Source organism: Aquabacterium sp., from assembly GCF_041915145.1.
Classification (GTDB): domain Bacteria; phylum Pseudomonadota; class Gammaproteobacteria; order Burkholderiales; family Burkholderiaceae_C; genus Aquabacterium.
Map to the genome: position 1 here is coordinate 15,366 of NZ_JAYSBZ010000044.1, position 13,350 is coordinate 28,715.

At 69.5% G+C, this 13,350-nt stretch carries 3 protein-coding genes; all 3 read right to left on the reverse strand.

From position 1 onward, the window contains the following. Positions 1-106: 106 nt before the first annotated feature. Positions 107-10,951 (reverse strand): filamentous haemagglutinin family protein, encoded by a 10,845-nt coding sequence (locus ACE3SS_RS09645; protein ID WP_374593332.1) that lies wholly within the window; start codon positions 10,949-10,951, stop codon positions 107-109. A gap of 40 nt (positions 10,952-10,991) precedes the next feature. Next, positions 10,992-12,692: a ShlB/FhaC/HecB family hemolysin secretion/activation protein gene (locus ACE3SS_RS09650; RefSeq protein ID WP_374593334.1), complete on the reverse strand. Its 1,701-nt coding sequence runs from the start codon at positions 12,690-12,692 to the stop codon at positions 10,992-10,994. A gap of 210 nt (positions 12,693-12,902) precedes the next feature. Next, the coding region (locus tag ACE3SS_RS09655; RefSeq protein WP_374593336.1) for a hypothetical protein at positions 12,903-13,350 on the reverse strand (448 nt) is incomplete at its 5' end.

Below are 13,350 nucleotides of genomic sequence, written 5' to 3' on the forward strand. Positions count from 1 at the left end.
TGTCTGCGCACCGAGCCCGATATGGTCTGTGCGGCATGTGAAACAACCGTGAAAAACCCCACGAGTCGGCTTGAGCCGAGCTCGCGAAGGCTTCGCCCGGCTTCTGTCAGCGCTTGCGGTTGTCGTCCTCGGTCTTGTCGCCGCCTTCGTCCGAGCCAAAGCTCACGAAATCCACCTGAACCGTCGGCTTCATCTTGGCCACCCGCGAGCTGCTGGAGTCACCGGCCGAGGTCGATTCCATGCTGTCCTTGGGCGTGGACGACAGCGAGAAGTTGACGGCCACCGGCGCGGGCGGCGTGGGCAGGCTGATGGCCACCTGCGAGGTCACGCCGCAGACCTTGCACTTCACGATGTCGGCGTTGATGTAGGCCTTGCCGGCGCGGATGCCCGCGTCGCCCGAGTCGATGGTGCCGGCTGGGGCGTACAGGTCGAGCACGCTGTTGGCGCCCAGCACGGCGATGCCGCTGCCCGAGTACGAGGCCGACGTGTTGACCGCGAGGTGGCCGTTCTTGTCGATGTAGTAGGTGGGCGGCGGCGCGCCGACGACGGTCTTGGCGCCCTTGCCCGCGTCGATGCTGCCATCCGACGACCAGATCAGCATGTCGCCATCGGCCACCGTGAACACGCGCGACGAGTTGACCAGGAAGTCGTCCGAGGCGATGGCCGAGATGTCGCCCCCGGCCACCGTGACGATGCCCAGCTGATCCGCCGACTTGCTGCTGCCCGAGCCCGAGGTGAGGCCGGCATTCACGTAGCCGCCCGGCACCAGCATGCTGATGTCGCCGTCCTGGGTCGTCTTGATCTGGCTGCGCGCCATCAGCACGTTGCCCTCGCTGCGCGTGCCCGGCAGCACCTGGTTGATGGCCGCGTAGGCCTTGGCGTAGGCCGCTTGCTGGCCAGCCTTGGTGGTGGCCGCCACCGACTCGCGACCGGCCGCGCGCACGTCGCCCTGCAGGGCCTGCTGCACGAACAGCACCTGGCGCTCGAACGACAGCCCGGCAAACACCGCGCGCAGGGCCGAGCCCGATGCGTCGATCAAGCCGGCCTGCGTGGCGGCGTCCATCTGCTCGAAGCGCGCCTGGGCCTGCGCCAGCGTCAGGCCGTTGCTGCCGGTCTTGGCTTCGACGTAGGCCAGCAACGCCGCGTTGTAGCGGCTCGAGCCCAATGCCGTCTGCAAGCTGCCGAGTTGCTGGGCCAGCGACAGCCCCGCGAATGCCGCCGCCTGCTGCTCGCTGGAGGTGAGCGAGCGGTAGTGCGCCTGCAAGGCGCCGAGCGCGGCCTTCGACGTGACGAGGCCGCCGCGCTGGTCGGCGCTCAGGCCGGCATACAGCACCTGCGCTTGCGCCACGGTAAGCGAAGCCGCGCCTGTTTGCGCCTTCACGTAAGACACCAGCACGTCCGCGTAGTCGGACGATCCGATCACGTTGCGCAGCGCCTCGGCCTGGGCGCCCACCGGCAGGCCGCTCAAGGCTTGCGATTGCTGCTCGGCGGCCTGCGTGGCCGGATCGACCATGGCCTGCCCTTGAGCCAGGGCCGACAGCAGCCGCACCAGCGCGGCCGGGCTCTGCGCGTAACCCTGCGCAATCGCGCCGCGGAAGTCCACGCTGCCCGGCAGCAGGGACACGCCCGCCATCACCGAGATGTTGGCCGACTCGGCAGGCAAGGCCGAGTTGTCCTGGTTGCCGTTGGCCACGATGCCGTTGGACGAACCCAGGCTCACATCGCGGCCGGCGGCCACGATGAGGTCACCCGGGCCGCGCACGGTCAGGCCAGCCGAGCTGGTGCCATCGCCGCGCGTGCCGAAGATGATGTCGCGCCCGGCTTCGAGCGCCGAAATCTCGGTTGAGCCCTGATGCTGGATCGTCACCTGCGAGTCCGGGCTCATGGTGATGTCGAGTCCGGCTTGCACCAAGGTGCTGCGCGCCAGGCCCACGGTGCTGCCGAAGCTCACGCTGCCGTCAGCGGCGATCAGCTGGTTCTGCGCGCGCTCCACGCCGTCGGGGTCGACCCCCAGTTGCGCCGTGCCCGTCTCGCCGCCCGACTGGCTGGCCGATTGCAGCACCGCGCCCGTGAAGGTCAAGTCATTCTTGGCAAGCACCGCCAGCCCGGAATTGCCGGACGCCGGCAGCTTCTGATTCAGGTCGCCCCGGACGCTCACCGAGCCGCCCGCCGCGGCCAGCAGCAGGCGACCGGGTTGCTCGTCGGCGGCGACGACGGTCACGGTGCGACCAGGAGCCAGCGCGCTGCCCAGCACCACGCTGCCCGCCGAGTCGCCGGTGGTGTTGACCACCAGAGTCCCGCCGCTGGTCAGCACCTCGCTCGCGCTGCTGGCGAACAGCTCCGACACATGCGCGTGCAAGGCATCGCTGTAGGCCTGGATTTTTTCGGGCGTGCTGGAGTCGTAGGCCACCCGCGGATCAGCCAGCAACTGCGCCGCGCGGCCGCTGTTGCCCAGCCCGTTGAGAGCCACGCTCTGCGCCGCCTGCACGGTGGCCGCGGTGTTGCCGATCCAGATGCCGAGCCCCTTGTCTCGCGCCAGCTCGCTGCCCGATTCGGCTCCGGCAACGGCGCGCCCGGCTCGCACGGTCAGCGTGGCGCCCTCGGCCACCACGTTGCCGCCGATCACATCGCGTCCGGCTTCGATCGCCACGTTGCCGGCGGCGTAGGCGTTGCGCACGCCCGCCGCCGTGAGATAGCCGCTGCCCGTGGCATCGATTTGCGCATCCTGGATGTCACGCCCCGCCGTCACCGTCACGTCGCCACCGCCGAAGCTGGCAATGCCCTGGGTGTAGAGGTCGTAGCGCGTCCACCAGGTGGTCTGGCCGCTGGCCGTGTCGTAGAAGGCGTACTTCCAGTTCGACGGCGACAGCTCGGCGTCGGTCGTGGCGGCGTAGCCGACCACGTCGTGCCGCGCGTTGAGGCTCACCGCCCCGCCGTTGGCGTAGAACAGGCTGGCCGCCGTGCCCGCGACAAAGGGGTTGGCCGTCGCGCCCGCCTTGATGTTGGCGCTGGTGCCGCCGTTGGTCAGGAGCCACTTGTAGTAGCTGCTGGTGCCGGTGGCGCTGAAGAGCTGCTGCAGGCCCGCCACGTTGAGGCTGGTGGGGGCGACGAACGCCCCCAGCGTGCTCAGCGCGATCGGCTCGCCCGTGGTGTAGACCGCCGCCTTGCCGTTGACGAACTGGATGTCGTTGCCCGCCGCGACGTTGATGTCGCCCGTGGTGCTGCGCACCAGCACGCTGCCGCTGCCACCGATGTTCACGTTGCCCGCGCCCGCCGTGGTGGCCAGCACGTCCGCGCTGCTGGCGTCGGCTCCGCCCACCAGGTTGAAGCTGGAGGCCACGCCCGTCTGCGCGATGCCCTTGGCATCGAAGCCGTCGCTCAAGCTGGCGGTCACGTCGAGATTGCCCGCCGCGCGAATGGTGAGGTTGACGGGGTGGTAGTTGCTGGCCGACCACAGGCTCCAGGCCGAGCCCAAGGCGAAGTCGCCGCTGGAGTTGATCTCGGCACCCGCCAGCACGTTCAGCGTGCCGCTGGTGAGCGCCGCCAGATTGGCCGACACCACGGCGGCCGAGTTGGCCAGGCTGGACGCGTTGCTGGTGATCGAATTCTTCAGCGCGGTGGTCAGCGAGCTGCCGCTGTAGCCCTTGAAGCCTTCGACGGCCACGCTCTTGGCGCCTTGCACGATGGTCTTGCCGGCATCGGCGCCCGGCTTCAGATCGATCGCCACCACGTCGACCGAGCTGCCGGTCTGCTGGGCGCGCAGGTTGACCTTGCCGCCATAGACCTTCACGGCCGCGGCTTGCGCGGCTGCGTCGGCACCCGCGGCCCATTTGGGGCTGACGTCGATGCTCGCGTCTTGCGAGAGGCTGATGCGGCCTTTCTCGGCATTCAGGCTCACCGTGCCGCCGTCGTAGGCGGTGGTGGCCGTGCTCAGTTGCTGCGCGCGAGCCGTGATGCTCGCGGTGCTGCCCAGCTCCAGCGCGGTCTGCTTGGCGTCGCTCACCGCCGCCGACAACGACACCTTGCCGCCCTGCGCGCCGTCGGCGTTGATCGTGCCGTTGATCGTGAGCTTGCCGCTGTCGGTGGTCAGCGCCACGTTGGCGGACTTCAAGGTCACGCCCTCGGCCAGGGTCTGGCTGCCGCTGCGGTTGCGCAGCGACAGCGTGCCACCAAAGTTGCGCAGCACGCCGGCGGCGTCTTCCTGCGCGGCGAGCCGCGAGGCCAGCGCGGCCAGGTCCTGCGCGTTTTGCGCATCCACGCTCAGCTTGCCGCCTTTGCGGTACACGCCGTTCGAGTCGGCCGCCAGCAGCGCCGTGCCCAGCAGGGTGCCGCTTTGCGACACGGTGCCGTTCACCGCGCTCAGGTTCAGCGCGCCCGCGTCGCCGCCGGCGTCTTTCACGACGCCATTGCTGTCGCGGCTGGAATAGGCCGACACGTCGAGCGTGGCACCCTGGGCCACGACGATGCCGCCGCTGTCTGCCGTGGCATTGATGGTGCCGCCCGAGGTGTAGGCGCTGCCGCTGCCCAACGCGACCTTGCTGCCGGCCACCGAGGTGAGCGAGCCGGCGCCGAAGCTCAGGGCGTCCGCGTCGGCGCTGGTGGCGTTCAAGTTCAGCGTGCCCGAGGGCAGCACCACGTTGCCGTTTTGCGCCACCCGTGCACCCGTGAGGCTGAGGTTGGCGCCCAGGCCGGGCGTGGCGCCGGTGCTGCTCGCCGCGCCGTTGGAGTTGATGGTGAGGTTGCCCGCCGCCGTGAGCGACGCATTGGCTGCCTTGGTTGCGGTGACGGTGGCGCTGTCGAGTTGCAGATCGCCATCGACGCTCAGGCTGCCCGTGCCGCTGGCCACCACGCTGCGCGTGGCCTTGAGCGCCGTCGTGCTGGCGCCCGCCACCGCCACGTTGCCGGGGCCGACGATCACGTCGCCGGCATCGGCCTGGAAGGTCAGCTTGTCCACCCCGTTCACGTTCGCCACCGGCGTGACGTCGGTGCCGGTGCTGTTTTGCAGGCGGACGCTACCCGCCTCGACCAGCACGGTGCCGCCCGCGCCGTTCACGTTGATCGCGCCCGCGTCCAGCGTCAGGCTGCCCAGGCTGCCGCTGCCCAGTTGCAACGTGCCGCCGTTGGCGTTGTAGATGTCCAGGCTGCTGTAGCTGCGCAGCACCTGGCTGGTGATGCCGGCGAGCTGGCTGGCCAGGGCCGTCGAGTAGACGAAGGCGCCGGCGCGCTGGGTGGCGCTGGCTTGCCCGACCACCACGCGCTGCGCGCCCACGGTGAAGGTCTGGGCGGTGAGTTTGGCGCTCGCGTCGATCGTCGCCTGATTGGCGCCTTCGATGGTGACGCCCTTGCCGGTCAGCACCGCGTTGGCGCCCACGGTCACGTCGCCCACGCTGCCGCTGACCGCGCCGGTACGCACCACGGTGGCGTCGGCATTGCCGCTTACCCGCAGCGAGGCCCCGCTGCCGCTCGTCGCGTAGCTCACCGCGCCGCTGGCGCTGCCCGTGGCGACCACTTGCGCGCCGTCACGCAGCGTCACGGCCTGCAACGCGGCCAGGGTCACGTCGGCAGCCGAGAGGGCATGCGACGAGCCATCGATGGTGACGTCGCTCGCCACCACGTTGAGGGCGCGGTTGCCATTGGCGTCGAGCGAGGTGGACGTGGTCGCGCCCAGCACGAGGTTCTGCGCGCCCGCCGAGCTGAGCGCGGTCGCCGACAGGGTCAGCACGGTCGAGCCGTCGGCCGCTGTTTCGCTGCCCAGGTTGTCGCCCACGTGGATGTGGCTGGACGCGATCTCGAGCGTGCCGCCCACGGCCGAGTCACTGCCTCGATCAAACTTCAGCGTGTCGGCGGCCAGACTCAGGGCCGGCGTGTAGAAGCGCAGCGCGCCACCGTCCTGCGGGAGCAGCGGCACGGCGGTGTTGGCGTGTTTGGCCTGGTTGGCGAAGTAGCTGCCCAGCGAGGTGGTCTTGATCTCGGTGGTCTTGGCCGCCACGTCTTGCGACATCACGATGAAGCGCGTGGCGGTGGCGCTGCGGTAGCTGGTACCCGCCGAGCTGAGATAGCCGGCCACCGAGTAGGAGCCGTCCGACAGCTTGAGCGCGGCCGCGTCCATGGCGGTCACGCCCGAGCGTGCCGAGTCCGCCTTGATCAGGTAGGCGCCCGGCAGTTGACCGTACGAAGCCGGCAGCACGGTGTAGGTGCCCGCCGGCAGCGAGCTGCCTGAGCCAATCGTGATCTGCAGGCCCGGCGTGATGCCGGTGCCGCCCGTGCCGCCGCTGAGGGTGGCGTTGTAGTCCGCGTAGCCCGTCGCGTTCGCCGCCGCGCTGGGCACGATGGCGTAGTAGCCGCTGCCATCCTTGTACTTGTTGACGGTGCCGCCCGAGCCCGACACGAACTCGTAGGCTTGCAGCGCGCCGCCGCCGCTCAGATCGATCGCGGCCCCATCACTGACGGTGGCCGAGCCGGTGGCATTGACGTTGATCGACTTGCTGATCAAGGCCAGACGATCCACGCCGTTGATCTGCACCGCGCCATCGGTGGTCGAGCCAAACGGCACCACCAGGCCGGCGCCCGACACCGAGGTCAGGCTGCCCGAGCCGAACGTGACCTGCTGGGCATTGAATTCGAGCGTGCCGAACGGCGCCCGCACGACGCCATCTTGCTCGATGGTGGCGGCGTTCACGGTGAGGCTGCCGCCTGCCGACAAGGGCACGGCCGCGCTCGTGTCTCCACCCGTGAAGCGCACCAGCCCTTGCGTGGCGTTGATGGCGTAGCGCTCGTCGGTGACGGGGTAGATTTGCGCCGCGCTGATCGTGACGTTGCCCGACGTGTTGAGCGAGCCCGCCAGGCGCGGATCGCCCGTGCTCGACAGCGAGGTATCGCCGCCGGTGGTGGACGACAGCACGCCCACGAGCTGCGTGTCGCCCGAGGCCCGCACCACGAAATCGCGCACGCCTTGCAGCGTGGTCACACCCTTGAGGCGCGCCTGATTCGCCTCAATGAGCAGGCTCGCCCGATTGCTGCTGGCATCGCTCAAATTGCCCACGGTCTGGTCGGCCGCATCGGTGCCGGCGTTGCCGAACACCACCTGGGGAGCGCGCAGCGTGAGCGTCTCGCCGCTGCCCAGCGCCGCCAGCGAATACACCGGAGCCGACAGCACCAGGCTACGTTGCGCCGACACCGTGGTGCTGCCTTGCGCCGCGATCTTGTCGGCGGCGCTCAGGCGCACGTCGGCGTAGCCCGCCTTGTCGAGCCAGTTCGACGCCACCACGGCCTGGCCGTAGCGGCTGACTGTTTTGAGGCTGGCCGCGTTCGCCACGGTCAACCCTTGCGTGCTCGATGGCGTGGCCTCTTGCAGCGTGATCTGGTAGCTCTGCGGCAAAGCGCCCGACACGCTGGAGTCGCTGGGCAGCGTGGTGGGCCGCACGCCGAGCGCGAGCGACCCCGCCGCCGCGGCGCTGTTGCCGCCCTGGGCGTAGACGTTGCCTTCGAGCACCGCGCCGCGCGACGCGGCAATGGTCAGCGAGCCGCCCTCGGAGGCCAGGGCGGTGGGCAGCAGCTTGGTGCCGGTGCCCGTGGTGGCGCTGACGACCAGGGTGTCGCTGGCGCCGCGCAGATCGATGGTGGAACCCTGCTGCTGCACGATCAACGACGACACCCCCGTGCCGTTGTGGGTGGTCGCGATATTCACCGCCCCGCCGCCCAGCACCTTGCCTTGCCGCAGGCCATTGGTCGTCGGGGTGAGCACCGTGGTGCCCGACACATCGATCAGGCTGTCCGCGCCCAGCCACAAGGTGCCCTGGCTGCCCAGCGCGCCAGCCAACGACATGCCGGTCAGCGAGGCGTTGTCGGTCAGGGTCAGATCCACGCTGCCGCCGTGGGCGACGATCGAGCCCTCGAAGTCCAGCAGATTGCCCGAGGCGAGCAGGCGCACCGTGGCGCCCGCATCGGCATCCACCACCGCGCCATGCCCCACGACCAGGGCGCCGGCGGAGCCGGCCTTGGGCTCGCTCGTGGCCGTGCGCAAGGTGAGATTGGTGGCCGTGCGATAGGCCAGCGGCAGCACCCGTTCCTGCGTCACGGCGGACAGCGGCGTGCCCGTCGCCACGTTGAGCCACGACTTGCTTGCGGGCAGCACCCGCGAGGCCTGGCGCGGGCTCACCGTGGTGTTCGCGTCCACCTGCAGGCCATGCACCCCGGTGAGGTCGTACGACGAGAAGCCCCCGCCCTGGAAGAACTCGGGCGACAGCATCAGTTGCGCGGTCAGGCCGCTGGCCGAGCCGATCTCCACCGAGTCGGCCACAAAAGTCAGCGAGCCGCCCTTGCCGGTGCTGGCGCCCGACGCCAAGGCGTAGCCGCGCAAGGTCTTGCCCAGGTGGAAGGGCATCGCGCCGTCGGCCCCGCCAGCGTTGGCGGCAATGGTCACGCTGCCGGCGTTGCGCACGCTCAGCGCGCCGGTGGTGCCCAGCACCGCCCCGCCCGACACATCGATCGCGCCGCCATCACCCAGCAGCACGCCACGGCTGCCGCTCAGGCTCACGCTGCCGCCAGCCGTGCCCAGGCGCGAGGCAAAGGCGCCGTCCCGGTAGAGGTTGACGAGGCGCCCCGACACGTCGAACGACACGCCGTCGGCCACGCTCAGCAAGCCCGCCGTGCTCAGGCTCAGCGCGCCGCCCGACGAGGCGTAGCCGGTGTTGAAGGTCAGCGAGCCCACCACGTCGATCAGGTTGGTGGTGACGAGATTGAAGCTGGTTTCGGGCGCGAAGCTCAGGTTCACGCCGGACTCCACCGTGGCCGACCCTTGCGTGCCGAGCGTGATGTTGCCCACGCCCCCGCGCAAGGCCTGCTCCGAGAGATGCGAGCCCAGCGAGGCGTCGAGCTGCCGCCAGTCGGCGCCCTCGCTCCAGTAGGCGCTGTTGACCGCCGCGGCATCCGCCGTGATCCGCAGATTCAGGCGGTTCAGGGTATCGGCCTGGGCAACGGTGGTGCTCGCGTTGGCCAGCAGGTTCACGTTCAACTTGGCCGCGGCGGCCGAGGCGTCCGTGCCCGCGGCCTGCCGCACGCCCTGCACGGTGGAGCCCTTGATCTGCCCGTCGAGCACCACCTGGCTGGCGCTGACGTTCACCGCGCCGCCCGCCTTGCCTTCGACGTAGGCCGCCTGCTTGACCGTGGGCGTCAGGCTGGCATCGACGATGGTGTAGGCGCGATCCTCGGGCGCGTTGTTGACGGTATAGACGTTGCCCGCCGTGTCTTTCAGCAGCGTGAGCTTGATCTTGTCCGCCGCCGTGACGGCCGTGTAGGCCACCTGGCCGCCCGACACGTCGAGCTTGGAGCTGGCCGCGGTCACCACCGAGCCCGTCGAGACGAGGTTGATGCTGCCGCCGCCCGACAGCTTCTCGGAGGCCGTGCGCCCCACCGTGCTGGTCAGGCTCGACACGTTCACGATGCTGGACGACAGGCGCGCGTCGAGCGTCGGCGTGGCCAGATACAGCACGCCGTTCTTCTGCGTCGAATCGTTCGCCAGATCGATCTTGCCCAGCGCCTGCGTGGTGAGGTAGTTGCGGGTGCCGCTGATCTCGGTGCCGGTCGTGCCGGACACATCGATCACCGCGTTCTGGCCGATCGAGATGGTGGCCTGCGCGTTGGCAGACTTGCCGTCCGCGCCGAGCGACGTGGTGTGCGCGTTGGTCGGGTCGTTGACGCCGCCGTCCTCGTAATACGGCGTGGCCTCGGCGCGCGCGCGCACGACGCCGCCATGCGCCACGATCGATGCGCCGTCCTTCAGCGTGATGGTCTGGCCCGACAGCTCCACGCGCGGCGCGGTGAACGTGCTGCTGCTGGTGATGGTGTCGCTGCTCGTGTCCACCGGCAGCTCCACGCTGCTGCCCTCGCCCAGCGTGAGCGTGCCGCCCGTTTGCGCGCGCTTGGTGTAGCCCACGTCGGCGGTGCCGCCCACCGTCACGTCGGAGCGCGCCAGCAAGAAGACCGAGCCGTTCTCGCTCACGCTGCTCGTGGCGCGCACACGACCGTTCTGGTTGACCGCCGCCGCCACGATGGTGGCATTGCCGTAGTCGGCGTTGATGGTGCCTTCGTTGGTGGCGGTGCCGCTGCCGTTCACCTCGACCAGCAGACCGCGCAGGGCGGGCACGCTGGCGTTGCTCTCGCTGGCGTACAACGCCTCCTTGGCGGAGCTGTTCAGGTAGATCTCGGAACCCGCCGCCAGCACCGTCTGGCCGTGCGGCGTGTTGATCGTGCCGCGGTTCACCACCTTGGGCGCGAACAAGAACACCCGGCCACCGGACGTGGTGTTGATGCTGGCACCAGCCTCCACCTGCACCACCGCATCGGCGTAGTAGAGCGGCGCGGCGGCCGCATCGTCTCCGTCGGCGTACTTCCACGAGAACGTCGGCGTGTCGCCGGAGATGCTGCTTAGTCCTGCCAGGAAATCGCTGTCACGAATATCCAGCGTCGAGGCCACCAGGCTGCCCACGTTCACCTGCGCATTGGCGCCGAAGATGATGCCGTTGGGGTTGATGATGAAGATCTCGCCCCCGTTGGTGGCGTTGAGCGCGCCCTGGATGCTCGTCGGGTTGGTGTTGCCGACCACGCGGTTGAGCGCCGCGTAGCCCGTGCCCGCCATGTTGAAGTTGACCGTGTTGCCCGCGCCGATGTCAAAGCTTGACCATTGGTAGATCACCCGCGAGGCGTTCTGGTTGATGTTGAGCATCGTCGCGGTCTGCGACTTGGTCGCCGCCGTCACGCCGGCCGCGGCGTTGCTGCCCTTGATCCAGGTGCCCGCCGCCACCGGCAAGGCGCCCGCCGCGCTGCTCACCACCGGGAACGCCAGCGCCAGCGCCGCCACCAGGGGGCGCAGGCTGGTCTGCCGCCGCGGCCGCGCGCTGCGGCGGGCGGGCAAGGCGCGAGGCGGCGTCGAGCGGTGAGTTGCGTGGGTCATGAGAAGCTCCTGCGGGTGACTGCTTGAGGCAAGAAAACGATCAGAACTGCGCCGAAACGCGGGCTTGCGCGCGCGGGTGGTGGCGGGTGGTGTAGGCGGTGTCGTTGAACGGCCAGGCGACATCGATGCCGCCACTCAGGCCGCCCGCCCCGGGCGCGCGGAACTGCAGCCCCAGGCCCACGCTGGACAGCCCCGTCGAGTGGTCCTGCCCGGCCAGGGGGTCGATCACAAAGGCGCGCGCCGCATCCATGAAAACGTAGGAGTTGAGCTCGTTGAGCCAGCTCAGCGGCCGCTCGCCCTTTTCGTCGGGCGCGACCCAGTTGGGCGAGCGCACGGCCAGCGAGCCGAGCACCGCGTGGTCGCCCGACACCTCGCCCACCAGATAGCCGCGCACCGAGTCCGCGCCGCCGAGCGAATACTGCTCGTTGCTCACCAGGGGCTCGTTGGCGAGTTGCGCCCCAAGGTGCACGACGGCGTCCCAGTGCCCCCACAGGCGCTGCGTGGCGCGCCAATCGCCGCGCAGGGTAAAGAAGCCCTCGTCGGCGCCCGAGCGCGCGCAGTTGAAGGCGTCCTGCTTGGTGTCATAACCCAGGCAATCGACCTGGCTGGCGCGCACCGTGCGGCTGCCCGCCGTGGCGACCACGTTGAACTGACTCTGCAGGCCATCGCCTTGCGTGTTGAGCGTGTAGCCCAGGCTCAGCGGGGCATAGAGCAGATGCGAATTGGCCGTGTCGGCCGGCGTGTTGCCCACGGCCTGGTTGAAGTTCTTGTAGTCGATGCCCAGCGTGAGCAGCTGCGACAGCTCCTTGCGCGCCGGCAGCGGCATCACGTAGCGCAAGCCCACCACGTTGCCGCGCCCGATCGCGGTGGTCGTGCCCAGGGGCTCGACCTTGCTGTTCGAGTGCAGGCCATACAGCGCCCACGCGCTGCCATCGGCACCCGGAATGGTGTAGTTGAGCACGCTGACGGTGGTCTGGCCCGGGTCGGCGGGCGACGTCACCACCGTCAAGGCCAGGCTGTGATCGCGCTGAAACAGGTTGTCGTAGCGCAGCGTGGACGTGAGGCGCAGCGGCTTGGTGTCGGGCGCGTAGTTGTTGCTCAGCTCCACGTTGAGCGACAGCGGCACGCGATCGGCCACGCGCAGCTCGGCCTCCACCGTGCCCGGCTCCTTGCCGGGCCGCAGCACGGGCTGCACGCGGCGGTCTTCGGTGCGGTTCACCGCGCCGAGCTGCTGCTGCACCACGTTGAAATTGGGCACGGTGCCGGGCGTCAGCTCCGTCACCTGCTCGCGGATGTAGCCCTGCGAGAAATAGCGCGAGCCGCTGACCCACAGCCGCTCCACCCGCCCTTCCGACACCTTCAGGCGCACGACGCCGCCGTCCGCGTCGCCCGGCCTGCCCACGCGCTGCTCGGGGATGTCGACAAACACGCTGAGGTAGCCGCCGTCCTGATAGACCTTCTCGAGCGCGGCGCGCGCGGCCTCCACGTCGGCCAGCGTCTTGCCCGGCCCGGTGAAGGGCGTCAGGGCTCGCTCGATGGCGAGCACGGGCAGCACCGTGTTGCCCTCGACCTGGAATTCGAGAATGTCGAACGCCGGCGCACCGGCCGCGCGCTCGGCGGCCGGCGCCTCGACTGGCGCCGCCACGGTGGGCGACAAGAAAATAGCAGACAGCGCGAACGACGACACGACGCAAAGCGTGCCCCGCGCGACCTGCGTGCAGGTTGCGTTGAAGATCTTCATGGCGCGGATTCTGTCGAGCGCTGTTGAAACTACGATGGGCGCGCCAATGAGCCGAATGGATCATGCGCAATCGCGATCCGTCCGGCGCATCGCGCGTGGCGAATCGTCACAAACCCAATAAGAAAGGAGCCCAGTGGCCGCGGCCCCAGGGCTCCTCAAGAGACGTTCAGATCGCCCGGGCCATCGGGCCCAGGCGAACCCCGCCCGCGATTACTGTTGATAGATCAGTTGTTCGCAAGCGGTCGGGCGCAGCGCGTGCGTGGCCGGGTCCGTCACCGAAGCCACGCCGTTGGCGATGCCGCCACCCACCGTGTTGATGATGGTCTGGTTTTGCAGCTCGGCGATCAGCGCGGTGCCCAGCTTGTAGGCGCCACCCAGGTTGCCCGAGGTGAAGGTGGCCTTGTTGGTGTTGGCATAGGCCGAGAAGGCCCAGTTGTACTTGCCCACCTTGGCGTTGGCGATGTTGGCGGTGTTGCCGTCCAGCGCCACGAACTTCCAGTTGTCAGACGAACCCGGGGGGTTGTCCAGACCCATGATGCCCACGCCCAGCGCGCCGGCGGTTTCCACCGCGTTCAGGCACGACTTCACGGTGCCCGACGAGCTGTTTTCTTGCACCCACAGCGTGCCGTTGGCGTCGCCGATGGCAGAGGCGTCAGAC